Origin of the sequence: Clostridium senegalense JC122 (assembly GCF_000285575.1) — a bacterium.
Taxonomy (GTDB): domain Bacteria; phylum Bacillota; class Clostridia; order Clostridiales; family Clostridiaceae; genus Clostridium_J; species Clostridium_J senegalense.
Genome location: NZ_HE611052.1, coordinates 18,069 through 41,881, shown reverse-complemented (window position 1 = coordinate 41,881; position 23,813 = coordinate 18,069). Strand labels below are relative to the sequence as shown.

The following is a 23,813-nucleotide window of genomic DNA, read 5'->3' as shown; positions in this document are numbered from 1 at the left end:
TCAAAAGTTATGTTTTTATTTTTTATTTCAAGTGCAAGTTTGTATAGCATTTTTGGAACACTATCTTCAGTGATATCACCATAAATTTCTCCAAGACATGCTTTACCATATCCGAAAGCACCACCAATATGAAGTTCAAAACATTTAGTAGAGATATTATTAACTTTTTTCATTTTGCCAGTTAATCCAATTTCTCCAACTTGGTGAACACCACAAGAATTAGGACAACCAGAAATATGGATGCTTGGAAGTATATCATCTTCAAGATTATTTTCCTTAAAATAGTCTATTATTGCATTAAGAGTACTTTGGCTTTCTGCAACTCCCATTTGGCATATTGGTACACCTATGCAAGATACAGATTGTTCAAGTTTATTTTCTCCACCTAGATTTTTAGTAACTTTTAAAATTCTTTCAGCCTCTTCTCCATTTAAGTTTATAAAATATAATCCTTCTGTCATAGAAAGTCTAACTATTGGTTTTTCTATTTTTTCAAGTTCATCTAATATTAGTTTGAAATTATCCATAGATAATTGACCACCAATAGGATGGAAGTAAACACTATATAACCCTTGTTGTTTTTGAGGTATAAGTCTTGAATTTTTCAAGCTTGTATTTATACCTTTTTTATTATAATTTATAGGTGTAATATTTAAATCTAAATCATATTTTTCTATTGCAAATGCAAGATGTTTTTTATATTCTTTTATAAAACCATCTACTCCAAGTTTTTCAACTATATATCTAATGCGGGCCTTGTTTTTATTTTCATAATTTCCTTCAGCTATAAAGAAATTAGTCATAGCCTCTACGTGATACAGTACATCTTTAGGTTCTACTAGATTATCGAACTCTATAGCTACTTTGCCATTTCTGCCAAGTCCACCACCTAAATATACTCTAAAATAGTTTTTAGAATCTTTAGTACAAGCTAAAAAGCCAAGATCTTGAATTGTGCAATGTCCTTCATCGTTATCGTTGCTAGAAAAAGATACTTTTAATTTTCTAGGTAGTTTATATGTTGTATTTTTTTTCATGAAGTGTTCATTAACAGCTAAAGCATATGGTGTAACATCAAAAGCTTCAGTTGTATCTACACCAGAAAGGGGAGACATGGCAACGTTTCTAGGAAAATTTCCACCACCACCTCTAGTATATATTCCTTTGTTTATGCATTCATCCATAACGGAACATATATCTTCAATTGAAAGACCATGAAGTTGAATTGCTTGACGAGTTGTTAGATGAACCTTGTCTAAATTATATTTTTTTGCAATTGTATAAATATCTTTAAGATTTTCTAATGAAGCTACTCCAGAAGGAATTCTAAGTCTTATCATGAAATGTTCACCATCTCTGTGAGAATACACTCCAAAGCCTCCAGAGATACCTTTGAAATCTCCTCTTGAAAGCTCTTTGTTAATAAATTTCAAACCGGTTTTTTTAAACTCAGGAATTTCACTTAAAAATAGTTTTTTTAACTCACTCATTAATATCACCTTATATCCTTTTATTTTAAAATTAAAACATTAATAAACTATAAAAATTAAGTTTATACGTTTTCTTATACAATAATCATTTTTAAACATATAATTAGGTTTTAAGTATTTTATAGGGATGAAAGCTATAGATTTCATCTGCGTCTGTATTAAAAGATTTAACTTTAAATATATATTTACATATTCTATAATGTAACCTACTTTTGAGTATGCGATTCTTATTAACTGATAAAATTGCAATAAATCCCTTAAACCTTATATTGCAAATATACAACATAAGGTTTAAATATACAATATATGAAAGTTTTAAATGAAAATCATTAAAAAAATTAATGATATAAGTACAATAAATAATTTTATATAATTATACATTTAAAAATTTGTATAAAAAAAGCAGCTTTAAAAGCTGCCTTTAAAAATTATTTTATTTTAAATTTATAATAAAATATTAAAACTACAATTATAAATATAACTAGTACAATTAAATATGATGATATTCTAAATACTGAGTTATTAAAATGTAGCCATCTAGAACTACTACGTACTTTTGAAGTGCTTTGCTTATATGTAGAACTTTTAGATTTTGTAGTGGTTTTATTTGTTTCATTACTAGTACCTTTAGGAGTAGTAAAACTACCAGACTTTACTTTTGATTCACTTGTAGTTGTTTCATTTTTAGATTTTGAACTATTGGATTTCTGATTAGAGAAATTTCCAGAATTGATTTTTGAATCATTTACAGTTTTATCTGTAGACACACTACTTTTAGATTTATCAGTAGTAGATTTTGATTTGGTATCTGTTTTAGGTTTAGAAAAACTACCGGAACTTGCTTTTGAATTAGTGGTAGATTTACTTTTAGTTACATCACTTTTAGGTTTAGTTGAAGATTTCGAACTATCAGACTTAGAAAAACTACCAGACTTTACTTTTGAATTAGTTGTAGGCTTATTTTTAGTAACATTACTTTTAGGTTTAGTTGAGGATTTGCTTGTGGAGGTACTAGACTTAGAAAAGCTACCAGAACTAACCTTGGAACTACTTTTAGATTTACTTACAGATGTAGTTTTTGATTTTGAATGACTACTAGATTTAGCAAAAACAACGGTATCATTACTAAAAAATCCTGTGAAAACAAAAATAGATAAGAAAATTACAGCTAAAAATCGAGCTAATTTATTATTCATAACAATTTAGCTTAACAAAAGAATCATATATTTTATCTAAATCTTCCTTAGTAATAGGTAGATACTCTACTTCACCATTTAGATATTTTACATATTCTAATATATGTTGATTATTTCTATTATTGTTTTCTACTAAGTATATATAATATTTATTTTCTTTTAAATCTTCTAACAGTCCTAGAGCTTCAAAGTTTACATCTCTTTCTTCATCGTTAGAATATAAAGTAATAGTATTTAGCCCCTTAGTTATACAGTTATCCATCTTATTGCAGTTATGAACATAATAAGATGGAAGGCAATTCAAACATTTTTTAAAAGAACAGCTGGATACGCATTTTAAACATTTACACTTTCTACAAAGTTCTAATTTTTTCAAATCGTTAATTATAGTAGATTTATAATTTAAAACTTCAGTTTTATATTTTTCATCACTTTTTAAAAAATCAAAAAAGTCTTTTTTATCAGCTTTATAATCTGCATCATCTAACTTATCCAAATAATCTTTTATTATATGAACTTTCTTTATAAAAAATCTACTATTATAATCCTCTTCATCTAGTAATTCGCTAATATTATCTATAGATAATATTAATTCAGTATATAAATCTTTATAGTAATTTCTTTCGCTATTTGTAAATTCTTTTATTTTATTCAAGTGCTTCACTTCCTTGTTTTATTAAAGTATAAGGTTAAAATCTAATTTTAAAGGTGGAATAGATAAAGAAGTAAAACAAGCTCGTAATCATATAAATTAATATTTAATTTTGTATAAAATTTTTTAAAATTATTAAATTTAAATGAGAGCTTGTTTACATATATAGGTTTCAAAGTTTAATTAAAAATTGCTAATTCAAAAACGTGTATAGATCCAATAGTGATATATGCTCTAAAGTACGTTAAATTCAACATTACATTATTACATTTTAGAGGAGCTTATTTCACTATAGTTATCTATATTTGTCTAATTCAGATTTTAAGTCCTGTGAATTTAAATTTTCATTTAAATAGGACTTTAACTCATCTTCCGGATTTTCTTCTTTGAATGACTCTAGACCATTAGCATAATTTTCTTTTTCTTGTATTTTTCTCTCAATTTCATCTATAGAAATGTTAGAATCTTTATTTACATTAGTTAAAATTTCATTAACTTTAGCTTGAGCTTCAGCAGTAGAATATCTTGCAGCAAGTTCTGATTTTTTTGATTTTAATTCTTCAACTTCATTTTCAAGCTTTTTTATATTTTCTTTAACTAAATTAGCACTAGTAGAGATTTTTTCTATAGTAATATTTAAACTTTCAAGCTTTTTATCTAAATCTTTTTTCTTAACTAAAAATTTAGTTGCTTTTTCTTCATCATTGTTAGATAAGGCTTTTTTAATACCTTCCTCATATTGAGAAATTGTACTTTTAAGTTCATTTACCTCTCTTCTTTTTTCATTGATAGAACCTATAAAAGATGCACTTTCTCTTTTAGCATTGTCTACAGCAGTTTGCCTATTTCTTATAGCTACATCTATTTGTTCAATAGGATTTTCTAATCCGTCTAGAACTTTATTTGCTTTACCACTAAGTATATTTGATAATCTTGTAAAAACTCCCATTTTTAATTACTCCTTTTAAAATAAACTAGTATTATAAAAAACTAATTTATTTTTTAAATTTAATATATTTTATTATATTATACATAAATTATTAAAAAAAACCAATAAATTCAATAAATTAACAGTGAAAATTAAAATATATTTGTCGAAGTTATAATAAGAATATCTTAATATGCGATTCAAATAAGGGTATATTGAAAAATTATAATTACAATTTCTTTGGATAAACTATTATTATTAAAGCTAAAAAGGTGGTGCAGTTTTGAAAAAATTAATTAAAGAATTTAAAGAATTTGCAGTAAAGGGTAATGTAATAGATTTAGCTGTAGGTGTAGTAATTGGAGGAGCATTTAGTAAAATAGTTACATCCATGGTAAATGATATAATAATGCCAATAGTAGGATTTTTTACAGGAGGAATTAATTTCTCACACTTTGCTATTGAAATTGTTAAGGAAACACAAAATAAGCCAGCAATAACACTGAATTTAGGAATGTTTTTGCAAAACGTGGTAGATTTTTTAATTATAGCATTATCTATATTTATAGTTATAAAATTTATAAATAAGTTTAAGAAAAAATATGAAAAAGAAGAATTGAAAGAAATGAAAATAAATGAAGAGTTAGAAATCTTAAAAGAAATAAGGGATGTTTTAAAAAATAAATAAAATAGATTAAAGTTTCACAAGTTGTTTCCATAAAAATATTATAGGTAGTGATAGTTATAATATTTAACTACCTAGGGTAAATTTAAGGTAATTTATTAACTAGCAGTAAATTATTAATCCTAAATTCTAAATATATGTTTAAAAATAATTAGATAAAAAAGATAAAGTCAGTATAGTTTGACTTTATCTTTTTTACATTTAAATTAATAATTAATTCCAGCAGCAAGTATATTTTCTTTATTCATAGAACTACAAGGTGTAACACCATAAGTCATATTACAGTGTGGACATTTATCCACATGTGTAGTCATTATAAATGTATTACCACAAGAACATTGTATTTCATGTTCAACTTTCATTTTTAAATCTTCTTTTTCTTTACTTCTTACTAAATCTACTATAGCCTTCCCATCTTTTTCTAATCCAGTACATCCACAACTCATATTTAAATCCTCCTAAAATGTAAACTTTAAATTAAAATATTATTTTATTTATATAATTTTTATAGTTTAATAACTTGAATATATTAAGTTAGAAAGTATATTTTAACTCATTTATTTTATTATATAAAATATTTTCACGAAAATCCGTAACTAATGTTACCAATTCTTGATTTTTATAAAATATTATGCTCTTTATATATTATTAGATTTGTAGTATAATTTTAAAAGATTAATAAAAGGTGAATCATGATTCATAAAAAATAAATTCAAGAAGGAAGGAACTATTTATGGAGTCAAATAATACAGATTTAAGCAAAGGTAATATAGGAAACTTATTATTTAAATTAGCTACTCCAGCTATCATAGCTCAAATAGTAAATGTACTATATAACATAGTGGATAGAATTTTTATAGGAAGAATAGAAAATGGAGATATAGCTATGGCAGGTGTTGGTATTGCTTTTCCTATAATTATGATAATATCTGCTTTTGCAGCCTTAATCGGAATGGGTGGGGCACCACTTGCTGCTATAAAAATGGGTGAGAAAGATAATGATAGTGCAGAAAAAATACTTAGCAATAGTTTTTCAATGCTTATAATAATATCATTAATTTTAACGGTTACATTTTTAATTTTTAATGAACCAATATTGTGGGCATTTGGTGCAAGTAACGCAACTATAGGGTTTGCAAAGGATTATTTAATTATATATTTAATAGGTACACTGTTTGTTCAAATATCATTAGGAATGAACCCTTTTATAAATACTCAAGGTTTTGCAAAAATAGGAATGATTACTGTACTTATTGGCGCTGCTGTAAACATATTATTAGATCCGATTTTTATATTTGTATTTGATATGGGTGTTAAAGGGGCAGCAATAGCTACAGTTACTGCTCAATTTGTTTCAGCATTATGGGTTATATTCTTTTTATTTGGGAAAAAAAGTATTTTAAAAATAAGAAAAAAATATATGGTTCCAAATTTAAAAATTATTTTTCCAATTATAACGTTAGGAGTTGCACCATTTATAATGCAATCCACTGAAAGCTTAGTTTTAATTACATTGAATAATAAACTTCAGGTATATGGTGGTGATTTAGCAGTAGGAGCCATGACTATAATGAGTAGTATTAGTCAAATAGTAACGTTACCACTTACAGGGCTTACTCAAGGTGCACAACCGATAATAAGTTATAATTTTGGAGCAAAGAATATTGATAGGGTTAAAGATACTTTTAAATTGTTATTGAAATCTTCGATAATTTATGCCGTAGTTGTATGGATATCTCTTATGGTATTCCCAGAAGTTTTTGTCAGTATATTTAATGATAAAGCAGAACTTTTAGCTATAACTTCTTGGAGTATAAAAATATTCTTTGGTGGAATTTTTGCTATAGGAGCTCAAATAGCATGTCAACAAACTTTCTTAGCATTAGGACAAGCTAAAACATCGCTATTTCTTGCATTGTTAAGAAAAATAGTACTTCTTATACCGTTAACATTTATAATTCCTATTTTTATGGAAAATAAACTTCAAGGAGTATTACTTGCAGAGCCAGTTGCAGATATAATTGCAGCAATTACTACAGTAACTTGTTTTACTATATTTTATAAAAAAACATTGACTAAAATGGAAAATCAACTTAATTAACTATTTAATTGCTTAAGATATAACTTAGAAAATTATAGATGTAAAGAGGCTGTACAAGAATGTAATTTTATAACTTACTTCTGTATAGCTTTTTTATATTTATTTAGGTTATTTTTTTGTTTTAGAATTAATTTATACCTATATAGGAATAATAATTTTAAACATTACAGATAAGGAGGGTTTTTAGTGTCAATTGAAGAAAAATTAAAAGTTATTCCACTAGGTGGTTTAGGGGAAATAGGAAAAAATATTACAGCTATAGAATATAAAGAAGAAATTATAGTTATAGATTGTGGGGCAGCATTTCCAGATGAAGAAATGTATGGTGTAGATTTAATAATACCAGATGTTACTTATTTACTTAACAATAAAGAAAAGGTAAAGGGAATTTTTATAACTCATGGTCATGAAGATCATATAGGTTCACTACCTTATATATTAAAACAAATAAATGTACCTGTATATGGTAGTAAATTAACTTTAGGAATAATTGAAAAAAAGCTAAAAGACAGTAATTTAAAGTTTGAATATAAATTAAATGTAGTTGCTCCTGGTAATATTATAAAACTTGAAAATTTAGCAATAGAATTTATAAGAACAACTCATAGTATTGCAGATTCTTGTGCCATAGCAATTCATACTCCACTTGGAACAATACTTCATACTGGTGATTTCAAAATAGATTACACACCAATTGATGGATTATTTATGGATTTACAAAGAATATCTGAGATAGGAAAAGAAGGTGTATTACTTTTAATGGCCGATAGTACTAATGCAGAGAGAGGTGGCCATACTATATCAGAAAAATCCATTGGAGAAACTTTAAATAAAATATTTTCTAAAGCTGATGGCCGTGTAATTGTAGCTACATTTGCGTCTAATATTCATAGAATGCAACAAATAATAAACTCATCTATCAAACATGGAAGAAAAGTTGCTTTTAGTGGAAGAAGTATGGAGAGTATATCAGAAGTTGCAAGGGAGTTAGGATATTTACACATACCAGATGATTTTGTTATAGAAGTTGATGAAATTGCTGGAATGGATAATGATAAAGTTACTATAGTAACTACAGGAAGTCAAGGAGAACCAATGGCAGGATTGGCACGAATAGCTTTTTCTACTCATAAAAAAATCAAAGTAGAACCAAAGGATTTATTTATTATATCTGCATCACCAATTCCAGGTAATGAAAAATTAATATCAAGAGTTATTAATCAGTTATTTAAAAAAGGGGCAGATGTAATATACGAGGCTTTAGAAGAAGTACACGTATCAGGTCATGCCTTTAGGGAAGAATTAAAATTGATGCATAGATTAGTACAGCCTAAATATTTCATACCAATACATGGAGAGTATAGACATTTAAAACACCATAAAGATTTAGCAGAAAGTTTAGGTATGGAAGAAAATAAAATATTTATATTGGAAAATGGAAGTGTTTTTGAAGCAACAAAGGATAATGCAAAATTATGTGGAAAAGTTAAAACAGGGAATATACTAGTAGATGGTCTTGGTGTAGGTGATGTAGGGAATATAGTGCTTAGAGACAGAAGACATTTAGCACAAGAAGGAATGGTAACTATTGTTGTTGCAATAGAAAGAGAAAGTTATACATTAATCTCAGGTCCAGATGTGATAACTCGTGGATTTGTTTATGTGAAAGAGTCAGAAGAATTAATAGGTAAAGTTAAAGAAGTTGCTAAAAAAGAGTTAGAGGATGCATTAGAAAATCAAATAATTGAGTGGTATCTTTTAAAATCTAATATGAAAAGAGCTGTTGAGACATTAATATATGAAAAGACTAAAAGAAGACCTACAATTTTACCTATTATAATGGAAATTTAAAAAAATAAAGAGACTGTATTTTATACAGTCTCAAGTTTTAGTTAACTATAGCTAGTAAAGTTTCCGGCTCAGTTATAAATTTGACACCTTCAGGAAGCGGTATATCTTTTACATAAATTTTATCGTTATATTCTTTATCTCCAACATATAACTCTATAAATTCAGGTATTTTTTCAACTTCACCTTGAAGCTCAACTTCATTTAAGAAGTTTTCTACAACTAATCTCTTTAAGGCAAGGTTTTCATGACCTTTAAGACTTACTGAAAGTTTTAATTTAATTATCTCTTTTTCAACAACTTGTTGGAACTCAACGTGCAATACTTTTCCTGATACTGCATCCTTATCAACTTTCTTAACGACACAAAGCTTTGAAGTTCCATTAAGATTAAGTCTTATTATTGAACCTTCAGAATTTGATCTAAGTAATTTGATTAATGTAGAGTTGTCAATTTTAACTGGTATATTTGTTTCTAAACATTTCCCAAATATTATTCCAGGAACTTCTCCATGTGCTCTTAATTTTTTACCTTTTTCATTTGCATTTCTTTCTTTTATATCAACTATATTCATATCTTAAACTCCTTAACTGTAAAATTATTTTTTTTGTCATTTTTACTTATAAAATCAAATTCTAAAGCAATTTAAGATAATACTTCACATATTAGGAGGTCTTAAATCTGCTTAAGAAATTGTAAGTACCCCTCCACATATGCATCACTCTCCTTTTTAGGTTATAGTATTAATTCTATTTTAACTGGAAAAAAAATAAAATAAAGGGAATAGAGTAATTGTTTACATTTTGTTAATAAATATTATAATAATTGTTAAAATAAACAATAATTTGTAAAATATATTTGCAAATAGTTAAAAAAATATGTTATTATAAGACATGAAATGCTATAGAATTATTTTATTAGGGAGAATTTATGATAGAAACTATTTTTTTAGCTTTTTTAATTGGAAAAATAAAAGGGTATAAAATAAAGCCTATATTTAAAACTTGGCAGATATATCCTCCAATATTTTTAGAAATAATTTGTTTTATATTACAAATTAATATTTTTCGTGGTAATTATCATACTATAATTTATTTAAAGAATATAAAGACAATTTATTTAATGTCATATATTTTTTTAATTTTAAAATATAAGGAGTATGTACAAGCTATTATAGGGTCTGTATTTATCTTTATAGGTAGTATTTTAAATAAAATAGCTATATTAAAAAATAATGGTAAGATGCCAGTATTTCCAACTTTATCATATAAAACTGGATATGCAACAAAGGAAGCTTTTAATATAGTTAAAGATATACATGTATTAGGTGATAAAAATAGTAGTGTGATTTTTTTAACAGATATTTTTGATTTAGGATACAGTGTTCTAAGCATCGGGGATATATTAATACGTGCTTATGTATTTATTATAATTTACACTTCTATTAAGTTGGCAAACAAAAAACAAGACGAAAATAATTCATTAAAAGTAATATAGAATAATTTATGATAGGATTAAATTTTATACTTCTAAACAAACAAATGAAAAATTCCTTGTATATATGGAGGTGTAAAAAAGATGCTTAGTTTATCTTTTTTAGAAATAGTATGTAGAGTATTGCCAGAAAGTCTTATAATTTTATTTGGCATGTATACATTTTCAAGAACAGAATTTAATATGAAAAATTATATAAATTCTAGTATAGTATTGGTTATTTGTATATACATTATAAGAAAATTGCCTATAAATTTTGGAGTCCATACTATTTTAAATATACTTATATTAGTGGTCATAAGCCATATCTTGAATAACATAGATGTAATTTCAAGTGTTAAGATAGCAATTAAACTATCTATACTTCAATTTTTTAGTGAAGGTCTTAATATATTATTTATTAAAAACATTTTAAATAAAAATATAGTTTACATTTTTAATGATAGTTATATGAAAGTTATGTATGGTTTACCATCATTGGTAATTTTCATTGCTTTAATAAGTTTAATAAGGTATGGATTTGGAAGGGAAAGTGGAGAGTTTTAAATTATGCTTAAAATAGTAAATGCAATTTCTAAATGGATGGCAATAAAATTAGATTTAGATGATGAAAAAAAGATGTTATAGCATATGGTATGTTTGCATTCTTTCAAAGTATATTTTGTATTTTATTAGTAATTATAGTAGGATTCATTTTTCATGCAATTGTAGAAGCATTAATAATATCATTTACTATAGCTATTTTAAGAAAATCTTCTGGTGGAATTCATGCAAGTACTCCAGGAATATGTGCAATAGTAGGAACTTTAGTACCTATAATTTGTTCTTTGATTATAAAAAATATTAATATAACATTATATGTAGTTATATTTTTTGGAGTAATAGCATTTTTAATATCTTATATATTAGTGTATAAGTTAGCGCCGGTAGATAGTATAAAAAAACCTATAAAAAACACCAAAAAACGCTTAAAACTTAAAAGAAAATCTATAATAACAATTAGTGTATATTTAGTTTTAGTCATATTGAATCTTATAGCATATTACATGTGGGAAAACTATGATTTAATGGTTTATTCTTTGTGCATTTGTAGTGGGATGTTATGGCAAGTTTTTACGCTTACTAAAATAGGACATCTTTTGTTAAGTAAAGTAGATTGTTTTTTAAGTAATATAATTAGTTATGAGGTATGTGAAAAAAGATAGTAGATTATAATTACAAAAAAGAAGTAATTTAATTTATTATTTAATTTGATGTGCCATATAAGGGAGGGGAACTTTATGAGAAAATCTAGAAACAAAATATTAATGTTAGTAGCAACAGCTATGACAGTTGTAGCTTCAACAGTAGCATCAGCAGCATGTTACTGGGCATTTTATCAACCAGAAGAACCTAAAAGTTTAAGAGATGAGTAGTAAATAAAGATCGGTTTATCCGGTCTTTATTTTAAAAATTAAGTAAAAAAGGGTAAATTCTATGAAAGATAGTGAAAAAGTAAAGATAAAACAAATCAATGATATTGTATCTATAGTAAAAATAGCATCATTATTTTTTGTTACTATAATATTTTTTGATGTGATGTTTCAAAAAAATGGATACTTAGATATGTTTATATACAATAATATAGATTTTATATGTTTTATGCTTCCTATTCTTTTATTAACAGGTATTTATACACTTTGGACATTTTCAATTAGCAAGAGATATTGTGAAAAAAGTCATAAGAAAATACATATAATTGAAAATATGATTTTTGTAGTATTATTATTCTTTTGTATAATTGTTTCAGGTGGTTATACTAGTGAGTATAAATTAATATTTCTATTTATAATTATAACCTCTACCATACAGTGTGGCATGAATCATGGATTGCTTATAGCAGCTAGTTCTTCCATCTTAATATTAGCATTAGATTTAATATGTGGACCCAATAAAAGTGTTAATCAATATTTTCAAAGGGACTTAATACTAAGTGGTATTTTTATGTTAACTGCTTGGCCTCTTGGTTATTATGTAAAAATAGAAAAAGAACATATTAAAGAGTTAGAAAAAGCAATTAATAAAGATGGATTAACAAATGTATATAACCATAGATATTTTCAAGATAAAATACGAGAACAAATAAGAATAGCAAAAGAAACTAAGGATTCTGTTGGTATTATATTTTTAGATATAGATTTCTTTAAAAATTATAATGATCTTTATGGCCACCAAAATGGAGACAAGGTTCTTTTTAAGGTAGCAAAACTATTAGAGCAAAATGTTAGAAAATGTGATATAGTTTCAAGATATGGTGGTGAAGAATTTTCAATTATTCTACCTTCAATAGATGAATGTGAACTTATAAATATTGCTGAAGATATAAGGAAAATTATTGAAAAATATAAATTTTATGGGGAAGAAAATCAACCTAAAGGTAAACTTACAGTGTCAATAGGGGTTTCTTTGTATCCGTCTAAAGCTGACGATGCAGAAGAACTTATTAAAACTGCAGATGATGCTTTATATAGGGCTAAATTCTTAAGTAGAAATAGAACAGAGTTTTATGAATGTATTTTTGAAGGAATTGATTTTAATGTATGTAAAGAGGATGCTGAGAAAATAACTTCTATAAAAACATTGATAAGTGTTATAAATTCTAAGGATAAATATACTTATGGTCATTGTGAAAGAATGGTTTTTTACACTAAATTAATAGGTGATAAAATCAAATTGAGTAATAATGATATAAAAACTTTAGTATATTCAGCTTATCTTCATGATGTAGGAAAAATTCATATTGATAAAGATATATTAACTAAAAAATCTACTTTAAATGAGAGGGAATGGAATATTATAAAGGAACATCCCATAAAAGGTGCTGAACTTATAAGCCAAATTAATCCATTAAAGGATATATCTGAAATAATATTACATCATCATGAAAGGTATGATGGAAACGGTTATCCAAGTAAATTAAAAGGAAAAGAAATACCCTATTTATCTAGAGTATTGACGGTAATTGATAGTTTTGATGCTATGACATCAAACAGACCATATGGAAAAAAGAAAGATTATAAGGAGGCAATTGAAGAATTAAAAAGATGTAGTGGTTCTCAATTTGATCCGGATATTGTTAGGATTTTTATAGATGCTATATATGAAAAAAAAGACATGTTGGAATTTTAAACTTTATGAAAATATATGATTATTTAACTTTAATAATAATCATATATTTTTTATTTAAAAAGGATAACTTAAAATTTGAGATAAACTTTAAGTTATCCTTTCAAAATATTTAAATCATTGGTGTTAAGTAAGTTTTTTTAGTGGTTTTATTAATAAGTTTTAAAACTATATCATTTATAATTGAAACACCTGCTTTTATTTCATCTACATTAGTTCCAGCAAAACTAAGTCGTATAGTCTTATCCATATTATCACATTTGGAAGTATAAAATATTTTACCTGGTACTAAAAGCACATCTTTTTTTGCACATTCTAAATAGAGTTTTGTTGCATCTAATTCTTTAGGTAGCGTTAACCAAAAATTAAGTCCACCCTGTGGTTTGAAAAAAGTTATACCATACTTTTCAAGTTTGTTAAGTTCACATACCATTGCATCATATTTACTTTTATAAATATTTTTCATATAAGATAAATGATTTTCCCATTGTCCTTTTTCAAAATATATATGAAGTGCTCTTTGTATTAAACCAGATGAAGAAATATCAGTTGTGTGTTTAGCCATCATAAATTTATCAACAATTATTTCAGGACAAGTTACAAAACCTATTCTTAAACCTGGCATTAAAAGTTTAGAAAAACTTTTTACATATATTACACGGTCATTTGTATCTAATGATTTTAAAGTTGTATTCATAGAAAAATTAGAAAATGAAAGACCTGCTAATGAATCGTCTTCAACTATATAAAAATTATATTTATCAGCCATTTTTAAAATTTTGTATAGTTTTTCTTCACTATAAGATATTGTAGTTGGATTTTGAAATTTAGTCATAAGATATACAAGTTTTGGATGATATTTCTTTACATTTTCTTCTAAAATATCAGTATCTATCCCGTCCTGCAACATTGGTACTCCTACAATTTGAGCATCTCTAGATTTAAAAACAGAAACAGCGCCACTATAAGTAGGGTTTTCGGTTATAACATAATCACCAGGGTTTAAAAGACATTTCCCAATAATATCAATACCTTGTTGTGCACCAGAAACTATTTGTATAAAATCTGATGGAACCTTTATTGAATTTGATCTTAATAAATAATCAGAAAGAGCTTCGCGTAAAGGTTCATAACCATTACTTTCCTGATATCCAAATGCAAAGCCCTTATCTCTATCAAGAACTTCGTTTAATGCACTTTTAAATATATCTACAGGAAATATGCTAGGGTCTGGCGTAGCACTAGCAAAGTTAATTGCATTTTCAGAAATTTCAATTTGGCCACTAGTCATAAGTTTTATATTTTCATATTCATAATCATAGTCATCATTTTGTATCGGTGAAAAATATTCTTTTGTAGTATCGCTCGGTACAATTTTTTTAAATTTTCTATCTTTGATATAATATCCACTGCCTTTAATAGCAGTAACATAATCATTAACCTCTAAATGCTTATATGCATTTACTATAGTTACATTATTTACATTAAGTTCTGTAGCTAATTTACGTATAGGTGGAAGCTTATCACCAATAGATAGTTCACTTTTATCTATAAGTTTTTCTATACTATTAGCAATTTGCATATACATTGGGACGCTACAATTTTTATCCAATTGTATCGATAAAGTATCCATTAAAAACATTCCTTTCGAAAATTGTATTATAAATTTCAAAATTGTATTGACAATCTTAAAATTGTATGCAATAATTTAATTGTTTGAACGATACAAAATATATTTTTAGTACATATATCTATAAATAAAAACAAATTGTATCGTTACACTTATTATATATTAATATTTTAGTTTTGTAAAGGGGAGATATTATGGGAAACAAATATGAATCAAAGAAAAATATTGCCGAAATGTTAAAAGGCGGAGTAATTATGGACGTTGTAAATGTAGAGCAGGCTAAAATAGCTGAAAAAGCAGGAGCTGTTGCAGTAATGGCTTTAGAACGTGTTCCATCAGACATAAGAAAACAAGGTGGAGTTGCAAGAATGTCTGATCCTAAAATGATAAGAGAAATAAAAAAAGCAGTATCTATTCCTGTAATGGCAAAAGTAAGAATAGGACACTTTGTTGAAGCTCAAATTTTAGAAGCGATACAAATAGATTATATAGATGAAAGTGAAGTTTTAACACCAGCAGATGAAGATTTTCATATAGATAAAAAAGCTTTTAATATTCCATTTGTATGTGGTGCAAGAAATCTTGGAGAAGCTTTGAGAAGAATAGGAGAAGGAGCCCTAATGATAAGAACTAAGGGTGAAGCTGGAACAGGTAATGTAGTGGAAGCAGTTAGACATATGAGACAAGTTACAGATGATATAAAAAAAGTAAAAAGTGCTACAAGGGAACAACTGATGACAATTGCCAAAGACATGGGAGCACCTTTTGATTTAATAGAATATGTTTATGAAAATGGAAAGTTACCGGTTGTTAATTTTGCAGCAGGTGGTATAGCTACACCAGCAGATGCAGCACTTATGATGCAACTTGGTTGTGATGGAGTTTTTGTAGGATCTGGAATATTTAAATCTTCTAATCCAGAAAAAAGAGCAGAAGCTATAGTAAAAGCAGTAAAAAATTACAATAAGCCAGAAATTCTTGCTCAAATATCAGAGGATTTAGGAACAGCTATGGATAGTCTTGATATAAGAGAAATTCCTGAAAATAGTTTATATGCTAATAGAGGATGGTAGTATTATAATAGGTAAAAAGTAAAATGAAAATATAGACTATGTCAAAATGAAATTAAAGTTTTGACATAGTTTTTATTTTTTTATCTAGATGTTTTCTATGGCTATAGATTTATTGTTAATAAGGTAAACTAATGTTATAATAAAGAACTAAAGGAATTTTTATGAAACGTAAATGTTAAGGTCATAAATTACATATTAAGGAGCTAAGTAATAGTTGCTAAATTTATTGAAATTAGTGTAAAAATGTGTTGAAATGTACTCATAAAAGGAAGTGAGTATATCCCTAATAACCAAGATAAAAAGTGGATAAAAGAAGTATCTTCTAAAGCTACAAAACAATCTATTATGAATGGAGAAAAAGCTTTTAAAAAATTCTTTAAAGGAGAAACAAGTTTTCCTAAGTTCAAGAAAAAGAAGAATAAAGATGTTAAAGCTTATTTTCCTAAGAATAATAAAACTGATTGGACTATAGAAAGACATAGAGTTAATATACCAACGATTGGGTGGATGAGATTAAAAGAATATGGGTATATACCAACTAACTCTGTTGTAAAGAGTGGAACAGTTAGTCAAAAATCAGATAGATATTATGTATATATATTGGTTGAAGAAGATATAAAACCGAATGATAAACCTTATTCTTGTGGAATAGGTATTGATTTAGGGATAAAAGATACTGCTATTTGCAGTAATGGAATAAAATTTAAAAATATAAATAAGACGAGTAAAGTTAAAAAAATAGAAAGAAAATTAAAAAGGGAACAAAGAAAACTTTCAAGGAAATATGAAAGTTTAAAAATAAGAAATAAAAATAATAAGGAGGAAGCTACTAGACAAAATATCCAAAAGCAAGTAGTTAAGGTACAGAAAATCCATCAAAGATTATATAATATTAGAAATGATTATAATAATAAAATAGTTTCAGAACTAGTGAAAATCAAGCCAGTTTTTATAACTATAGAAGATTTGGCCATTTCTAATATGATTAAGAATAAGCATTTATCTAAAGCTGTACAAAAGCAAAAATTGTATGAGTTAAGAAATAAACTTATTTCAAAATCACATCAAAATAATATTGAAATAAGACAAGTGAGTATATGGTATCCATCATCTAAACTTTGTAATAAATGTGGAAGCGTAAAAAAGGACTTAAAGCTTTCAGATAGAGTATATAATTGCAAGTGTGGTTATAGTTTTGATAGAGATGCAAATGCTTCATATAATCTTAGAGATGCAAAAGAATATAAGATTATCTAACGTTAAATAGATACTTATATATGTACCGTTGGCTAAATGGGAATTTAAGCCTGTGGAGTGCTATATAAACCAAAGTAGCTTCGGCAAAATGTAGTACATTGAAACAGGAAAAATCTCAATATGGGTATTTTTGTCCATATTTTGAGTAGCAGAGTTATATGCTTAGGTTTTTAGATAGTGGAGAATCCCATGGAAAAGCTTTGGTAGCAATATTAGAAGGACTGCCAGCTAATTTTTGTTTAAATTTAGATTTTGTAAATAATGAACTTTCTAGAAGACAATGTGGCTATGGTCGTGGCAACAGAATGAAAATTGAGAAGGATAAAGCGGAAATTTGGTCAGGATTAAGAGGCAATAAAACAACAGGAAATCCAATGTCTATCATAATCTTTAATAAAGACTATGAAAATTGGAAAGAATTTATGGAAAATGAGACAAAGGATGAGGAAAAAATAGTAATTCCAAGACCAGGACATGGTGATTTAGTTGGTTATTTTAAATATAATACTACAGATATAAGAGATACTATAGAGCGAAGTTCTGCAAGGGAAACTGCTATAAGAACAGCTGTTGGTGCCGTATGCAAAAATATGCTTTTAGAACTTGGTATTGAAATAAGAAGTAAAGTTAACTCTATTGGTCCTTATAAAGACAGTAATATGGATTTATTTGATAATAGAGTATATGAAAGAATAAATAATAGCGATGTTAGGGTGTTTGATAAAACAACTGAAATAAAAATGAAAAAACTTATAGACTATTGTAAAGATAAAGGAGATACTGTAGGTGGTAGTATAAAGGTTGAAGTAAAAGGTGTTCCACTAGGACTTGGAAGTTATGTTCACTATGATAGAAAACTTGATGGTATTTTATCAATGGCAATTATGTCTTTGCAAGGAATTAAAGCTGTTGAAATAGGGGATATATTAAATAAAGATAAAGTTTTCGGTAGTGAATTTTTAGATGAAATGTACTTTGAAGATAAAAAACTAAAAAGGGCTTCAAATAATGGTGGAGGAATAGAAGCTGGAGTATCTAACGGTGAAAATATAAAATTAACAGCTTATATGAAACCAATCCCATCTGTAAAACTACCTTTACAATCTGTAAACTTAAAAGAAAATACTAATGTAACTACTCGTTATGAACGTTCAGATGTTTGTGGCGTTGTACCAGCATCAATTGTAATTGAAAACATTGTTGCATTTGAAATATTAAAAGAAATATTAAAAGTATATCAACAGGATGATTTTAACAAATTAAAGGAAAACATACAAAAACTTTAAGGCATATGAAAAGAGATAAGAGATTGAAGATTTTAGTCATATTTATAAGAAGACAAGAAGATGAAATTCAGAGATAGTAGTTGTATGTCTGGATTTTGCCAATAAAGTATTTGGGGTAAATAGGCAAAAATATTCATTTTTTATTTATTTCATTATTCCTAATATAGAAATATGAGGTGATTATATGAGTAAAGAAAAAATGCTTATTTTAGATGGTCATAGTTTAATGTATAGAGCATTTTACGCTATGCCTAATTTAAGTAATTCGGAAGGATTATTTACAGGTGCTATATATGGATTTTCTAATATGCTATTTAAAATGATAGATGAAATAGAGCCAGATTATATAGTAGCTACTTTTGATAGGTCCAAACCAACCTTTAGACATGAAAGCTTTGAGGAGTACAAAGCCGGTCGTAAAACTATGCCAGATGAACTTAGAATGCAATTTCCAATTGTTAAAGATATGCTTAATAAGATGGCAATAAATATTTTTGAGTTAGATGGTTTTGAAGCAGACGATTTAATAGGTACATTAGCTACATATGTTGAAAAAGAAGGTATGGAAGTATATATAGTTACAGGAGATAAAGATGCTCTTCAACTTGCAACTGAAAATATAAAAGTTGTTATAAATAAAAAAGGTGTAACAGAAAAAGAAATTTATGATGAAAAAAGAATGATAGAAGAATATGGTGTAACTCCAGAAGAATTTATAGATGTAAAAGGACTTATGGGGGATAAATCTGATAACATACCAGGTGTTCCTGGAATTGGGGAAAAAACAGCTTTTAAACTTATAAAAGAATTTAAAAGTATTGAAAATCTTCTTCAAAATTTAGATAAGGTAAGTGGCAAAAAGCTTAAAGAAAATTTACTTGAAAATAGCGAGCAAGCTATATTTAGTAAGAAGTTAGCTACTATTGTAAAAAATGCTCCTATTGATATTAATATGGATGAAATAAAATCTAAAAAAGAGTATGATACAAATGGATTAAAAGAACTTTTCTTTAAATTAAAGTTTAAAGCTCATATAGATAGATTAAACAAAGAAGACGGGAATTGCAGCAAAGAAAATAACTGTGATATAGAATTTGAATTAATAGAAAACATAGATGAATTAAAAAAATTATTAACTATAAATACGGAAAAATCATTTTTTACATTTAATACAAAAGATGAGAATGTTTTCTCTAAAATATATTTAGAAAAATTATATATGTGTTTTGATAATAAATATTATGTAATAAATATAAAAACTATAAAAGAAGAGAATCTAGAGGAAACTTTAAAAGTTTTAAAAGAGTTCTTTGAAAATGAGAAAATAGAAAAAGTATCTCATAATGTTAAAAATCTTTATAAAGTTTTACAAAAGGATGATATAGAGCTTAAATCATTAGAATTTGACACAGAGATTGCAGCTTACTTAATAGATTCATCAAAGTCCGAATATAGTTTAAAGACTTTATCATCTAATCTTTTAATGGAAACTGTTGAATCAGAGGATGAAGATAAATTACAAATAACTTTACTTTCTAAACTAGAAAAAATATATGAATTAGAAAAAGAAAAAATTGAACAGTTAAATATGCAAGAACTATTATACGATATAGAACAGCCATTAACTAAAGCTATTGCTGATATGGAAAAGGAAGGTTTTAAGATAGATAGAACTACCCTTGAAGATCTTGGAGTAGCATTTAAGGGAGAATTAGACAGTTATACAAGTGAAATTTATGGTCTTGCAGGGGAAGAGTTTAATATAAATTCTCCAAAACAGCTTGGAAAGATATTATTTGAAAAATTGGATTTACCTATAATTAAAAAGACTAAAACAGGATATTCTACAAATGCAGAAGTTTTAGAAGCTTTAAAAGATAAGCATCCAATAATAAATAAAATAACTTATTACAGACAACTTTCAAAAATTTATTCTACTTACGTAGAAGGATTAAAGCCTGTAATAGACGTAGATGATAAAATTCATTCTAGTTTTAATCAAACAGTTACTACAACAGGAAGGCTTTCAAGTACAGAGCCTAATCTTCAAAATATACCTATAAAATACGAAATGGGTAGAAAAATAAGAAAGGCATTTATTTCACATAATGATGAATCTGTATTACTATCTGCAGATTATTCTCAAATAGAATTAAGGGTTCTTGCACATATTTCACAGGATGAGAATTTAATAAACGCCTTTAAAAAGCACAATGATATTCATACTATAACTGCATCAGAAGTCTTTAATGTAAGTGTAGATGAAGTTACTAAAACAATGAGAAGTAATGCAAAAGCCGTAAATTTTGGAATTGTATATGGTATAGGAGACTTTAGTCTTTCTCAAGATTTAGGCATAACAAGAAAAGAAGCTAAAGAATATATAGAAACGTATCTTTCTAGATATCCAAAGGTAAAGGATTATATAGATAACATAGTTGATGAGGCAGAAAAAACAAGTTATGTTACAACAATTTTAAATAGAAGAAGATTTATACCAGAAATATTATCTTCTAACAAAATACTTAAAGCATTAGGTAAAAGATTAGCAATGAATGCACCAATACAAGGTAGTGCAGCAGATATAATAAAAGTTGCAATGGTTAAAGTGAACAATGAGCTTAAAAAAGGAAACTTTAAAAGTACACTTATACTTCAGGTTCATGATGAACTTATATTAAATGTATATAAAGATGAACTTGATGCTGTAAAAGGACTTGTAAAAAAATCAATGGAAGAAGTTTTAACTTTAAATGTCCCCCTAGAAGTAGACATAAATACAGGAAATACATGGTATGACACAAAGTAATACTATAATAGTAGGACTTACAGGTGGTATAGGAAGTGGAAAAAGTACCATATCTAAAATGATAATGGAACAAGATATAAGTATAATTGATGCTGATAAAATCTCAAGGGAAGTTTTAAATATTTATCCAGAAATTCTTTTAAAGATAAAAAATGAATTTGGAGAAGAATATTTTTATGAAGATGGTTCTTTAAATAGAAAAAAGTTAGGACAATATGTATTTTCGAGTGAAATATTAAAAAAAACTTTAGAAAATATCATAATACCCTATATAAAAAGAGAAATATTTGATAAAATAAAAAAGTGCAGAGAAAATATGGAAGAAATTGCAATAGTCGATGCACCAACATTAATAGAAAATAATCTGCAAATTTATATGGATTATGTTATTCTAGTTATGGTTGATGAAAAAACTCAAATTCTAAGGGTAATAAAAAGAGATTTACAATCTAAAGAAGAGGTTTTAAAGAGGATAAGAAATCAACTTTCACTAGAAGAAAAAATCCAATACGCAGATTATGTAATTGATAATAGTAAGGATTTAGACTTTACTAAAAGTCAATTAGCACATATCTTAAATGATATATTACTAAGGGGGAAAAATGAGAAAATTTAAAGCATTAATTAAATTAGCTTTCATAGCTTTAGTAATTATCTTAGTCTTTAATCACGATGCTATATTAAAAAATATGTATCCTCTACAGTATGAAGGTTACATAATAACCTATTCAAGAGAATATAGCGTTGATCCTAATTTAGTAGCGGCAGTCATTAAAGCAGAAAGTAAATTTGAAAATAAAGCAGTCTCTCATAGAGGTGCTTATGGATTAATGCAAATAATGCCTGATACTGCTGATTGGATCGCATCCCAAAGTGGAATGGGGGAAATAACTTATGATGCTTTGTATGACCCTGAAACCAATATAAAAATGGGATGTTGGTATCTTAATAATCTTAGCACTGAATTTGAAGGAGATTTAGACCTTATGCTTGCAGCATATAATGGTGGAAGAGGTAATGTTCAAAAATGGTTAAAAGATGATAATTATTCTAAAGACGGAGAAAATCTTCATGCTATACCATTCAAAGAAACTAAAAACTATGTAGAAAAAGTTAATAAAAATTATAATATGTATAAAAAAATATATGATTTGAAATAACTACAATTTAAAATTATAAAATTTATTGAAATAAATAACTAGTTTAGTCCTTAAAGATTAAATTAGTTATTTTTCTTTTTATCAAGTGTAGATAATGTTTTAAAATTAGACTATATAAAAATTTTCATAAATTTGTTATAATTTTAAATATGACTTCATATAAAAAATTTTTATTAGAAATCCAGTATAAATTTTAGAAGGGATGTGCCTTAATGGCTGAATATAATTTAAAAAGTAAAAAAAGTTTTTTAACTATATGTAAAGCTTTAAAAAAAGATGATATAAAACTTATAGCTATTCAAAGCTATAATAGATTCTATAAAATTGGTGAGTTTTCTGTTACTTTTGGTGAAAAGTGTTGTTATGAGTATGTTTTAGCTACAATATTAAAGCATTATAATAAAGATGTATTAAATAAAATAGATGAAAAAATTATGTTAGTATTTTTAGAAATGTATAATCCAACAATGTTTAAAGAAAGTTTAAAACCTATTATAAAGGAAAGTAAAATAGATTATAAAGAAGAATGGTTAGTAGCTATAGATTATTTTAGTAAATATCATAGTTGGATTGAAGATGAGATATATGGTAGAGAACTTGAAGATAGTTTAAAAAATAATCTAGGACCCTTTGCTTTAATTGATTTAGAATTAAATAAAGTAGACCGTGGTTATCAATGTCCATTCTGTAAAGAACATATGAACAGCATTAATTTTGCAGATAACAGACCCTTTGAACTTTCTACATATGAAGGTATAAAACATATTGATACAATATATAGTTGTAATAAATGTAAGGTATTTGTAGCACCACAACAGGATAAAAATATGAAGGATGATAAAATATACTATAAAAAAATCATATCTTCTAATAATTTCAAGATACATTTAGATATATTTAAAGGTAATTTATAAAATTTATTATATTTTAAAAAATATATATAGTAAATGAAAGATTACATATACTATTATAAGGCAATGGAAATAATAAGCCTCTTTATCATGTAGAAAAGTAGGTGGTATTATTAGTAAAAATTATG

At 26.3% G+C, this 23,813-nt stretch carries 22 protein-coding genes and 1 pseudogene; 16 read left to right on the top strand and 7 right to left on the bottom strand.

From position 1 onward, the window contains the following. Positions 1-1,490: nitrite/sulfite reductase (locus tag CSGHG_RS20655; protein ID WP_010295546.1), on the bottom strand; the 1,490-nt coding region annotated here is incomplete at its 3' end. 428 nt (positions 1,491-1,918) lie between these two features. Then, positions 1,919-2,257, bottom strand: coding sequence for a hypothetical protein (locus CSGHG_RS11870; RefSeq protein WP_010295545.1), 339 nt, complete (start codon positions 2,255-2,257; stop codon positions 1,919-1,921). Here CSGHG_RS11870 and CSGHG_RS11865 point away from each other — a divergent pair. Next, a complete protein-coding gene (locus CSGHG_RS11865) occupies positions 2,220-2,582 on the top strand; it encodes a hypothetical protein (RefSeq protein WP_010295544.1) in 363 nt (120 codons plus the stop codon). The two genes, CSGHG_RS11870 and CSGHG_RS11865, sit on opposite strands and share 38 nt — an antisense overlap. A 96-nt stretch (positions 2,583-2,678) precedes the next feature. On the opposite strand, the gene CSGHG_RS11860 is transcribed toward CSGHG_RS11865, so the two are convergent. Then, positions 2,679-3,341, bottom strand: coding sequence for a hypothetical protein (locus CSGHG_RS11860; RefSeq protein WP_010295543.1), 663 nt, complete (start codon positions 3,339-3,341; stop codon positions 2,679-2,681). Positions 3,342-3,633: 292 nt separating this feature from the next. Beyond that, positions 3,634-4,287 carry a PspA/IM30 family protein gene (locus CSGHG_RS11855; protein ID WP_010295541.1) on the bottom strand — a complete coding sequence of 218 codons (654 nt, stop codon included), beginning with the start codon at positions 4,285-4,287 and terminating at the stop codon, positions 3,634-3,636. Between the two features lie 262 nt (positions 4,288-4,549). Between CSGHG_RS11855 and mscL the strand changes: the two genes are divergently transcribed. Next, positions 4,550-4,954, top strand: coding sequence for a large-conductance mechanosensitive channel protein MscL (mscL, locus tag CSGHG_RS11850; protein WP_010295539.1), 405 nt, complete (start codon positions 4,550-4,552; stop codon positions 4,952-4,954). Between the two features lie 203 nt (positions 4,955-5,157). Here mscL and CSGHG_RS11845 read toward each other — a convergent pair whose 3' ends face one another. Next, positions 5,158-5,397: a hypothetical protein gene (locus tag CSGHG_RS11845; protein ID WP_010295537.1), complete on the bottom strand. Its 240-nt coding sequence runs from the start codon at positions 5,395-5,397 to the stop codon at positions 5,158-5,160. A gap of 287 nt (positions 5,398-5,684) precedes the next feature. Between CSGHG_RS11845 and CSGHG_RS11840 the strand changes: the two genes are divergently transcribed. Both CSGHG_RS11840 and CSGHG_RS11835 read left to right on the top strand, forming a co-directional pair. After that, entirely contained in the window at positions 5,685-7,052 is a 1,368-nt protein-coding gene (locus tag CSGHG_RS11840; protein WP_010295534.1) for an MATE family efflux transporter, read from the top strand. Between the two features lie 186 nt (positions 7,053-7,238). After that, positions 7,239-8,903 (top strand): ribonuclease J, encoded by a 1,665-nt coding sequence (locus CSGHG_RS11835; RefSeq protein ID WP_010295532.1) that lies wholly within the window; start codon positions 7,239-7,241, stop codon positions 8,901-8,903. 37 nt (positions 8,904-8,940) lie between these two features. On the opposite strand, the gene CSGHG_RS11830 is transcribed toward CSGHG_RS11835, so the two are convergent. After that, positions 8,941-9,474, bottom strand: coding sequence for a 50S ribosomal protein L25 (locus CSGHG_RS11830; protein ID WP_010295531.1), 534 nt, complete (start codon positions 9,472-9,474; stop codon positions 8,941-8,943). Positions 9,475-9,830: 356 nt separating this feature from the next. Here CSGHG_RS11830 and CSGHG_RS11825 point away from each other — a divergent pair, with 356 nt between their 5' ends. From CSGHG_RS11825 to CSGHG_RS11805, 5 genes are all read left to right on the top strand, one after another. Further along, entirely contained in the window at positions 9,831-10,397 is a 567-nt protein-coding gene (locus tag CSGHG_RS11825; protein ID WP_010295528.1) for a DUF5317 family protein, read from the top strand. An 81-nt stretch (positions 10,398-10,478) separates the two neighbouring features. Beyond that, positions 10,479-10,940, top strand: a complete 462-nt coding sequence (locus CSGHG_RS11820; RefSeq protein ID WP_010295525.1) for a hypothetical protein — start codon at positions 10,479-10,481, stop codon at positions 10,938-10,940. Between the two features lie 89 nt (positions 10,941-11,029). Further along, on the top strand, positions 11,030-11,599 hold the full coding sequence (locus tag CSGHG_RS20650) for an accessory gene regulator ArgB-like protein (RefSeq protein ID WP_010295523.1): 570 nt from the start codon (positions 11,030-11,032) through the stop codon (positions 11,597-11,599). Between the two features lie 75 nt (positions 11,600-11,674). Then, complete coding sequence (locus CSGHG_RS20645; RefSeq protein ID WP_010295521.1) at positions 11,675-11,809, top strand: cyclic lactone autoinducer peptide; 135 nt, start codon at positions 11,675-11,677, stop codon at positions 11,807-11,809. A gap of 61 nt (positions 11,810-11,870) precedes the next feature. Then, positions 11,871-13,562: a bifunctional diguanylate cyclase/phosphohydrolase gene (locus tag CSGHG_RS11805; RefSeq protein WP_010295520.1), complete on the top strand. Its 1,692-nt coding sequence runs from the start codon at positions 11,871-11,873 to the stop codon at positions 13,560-13,562. A gap of 109 nt (positions 13,563-13,671) precedes the next feature. Here CSGHG_RS11805 and pdxR read toward each other — a convergent pair whose 3' ends face one another. Then, entirely contained in the window at positions 13,672-15,192 is a 1,521-nt protein-coding gene (gene pdxR / locus CSGHG_RS11800; protein WP_010295518.1) for a MocR-like pyridoxine biosynthesis transcription factor PdxR, read from the bottom strand. Positions 15,193-15,383: 191 nt separating this feature from the next. Between pdxR and pdxS the strand changes: the two genes are divergently transcribed. The 7 genes and pseudogenes from pdxS to CSGHG_RS11765 all read left to right on the top strand — a co-directional run bounded on the left by pdxS (position 15,384) and on the right by CSGHG_RS11765 (position 23,688). Continuing rightward, positions 15,384-16,262, top strand: a complete 879-nt coding sequence (gene pdxS, locus CSGHG_RS11795; RefSeq protein ID WP_010295516.1) for a pyridoxal 5'-phosphate synthase lyase subunit PdxS — start codon at positions 15,384-15,386, stop codon at positions 16,260-16,262. A gap of 270 nt (positions 16,263-16,532) precedes the next feature. Further along, positions 16,533-17,519 (top strand): annotated as a pseudogene (locus CSGHG_RS20640) (RNA-guided endonuclease InsQ/TnpB family protein); the annotation flags it as partial. Positions 17,520-17,677: 158 nt separating this feature from the next. Then, positions 17,678-18,805, top strand: coding sequence for a chorismate synthase (gene aroC / locus CSGHG_RS11785; RefSeq protein WP_010295512.1), 1,128 nt, complete (start codon positions 17,678-17,680; stop codon positions 18,803-18,805). A 184-nt stretch (positions 18,806-18,989) separates the two neighbouring features. Further along, positions 18,990-21,614: a DNA polymerase I gene (gene polA / locus CSGHG_RS11780; RefSeq protein ID WP_010295509.1), complete on the top strand. Its 2,625-nt coding sequence runs from the start codon at positions 18,990-18,992 to the stop codon at positions 21,612-21,614. Continuing rightward, positions 21,601-22,230: a dephospho-CoA kinase gene (coaE, locus tag CSGHG_RS11775; RefSeq protein WP_010295507.1), complete on the top strand. Its 630-nt coding sequence runs from the start codon at positions 21,601-21,603 to the stop codon at positions 22,228-22,230. The genes polA and coaE overlap by 14 nt, the downstream gene beginning before the upstream one ends. Continuing rightward, on the top strand, positions 22,217-22,774 hold the full coding sequence (locus CSGHG_RS11770) for a lytic transglycosylase domain-containing protein (protein ID WP_010295504.1): 558 nt from the start codon (positions 22,217-22,219) through the stop codon (positions 22,772-22,774). The genes coaE and CSGHG_RS11770 overlap by 14 nt, the downstream gene beginning before the upstream one ends. Before the next feature lie 212 nt (positions 22,775-22,986). After that, positions 22,987-23,688, top strand: a complete 702-nt coding sequence (locus CSGHG_RS11765; RefSeq protein ID WP_010295502.1) for a hypothetical protein — start codon at positions 22,987-22,989, stop codon at positions 23,686-23,688. Positions 23,689-23,813 lie beyond the last annotated feature (125 nt).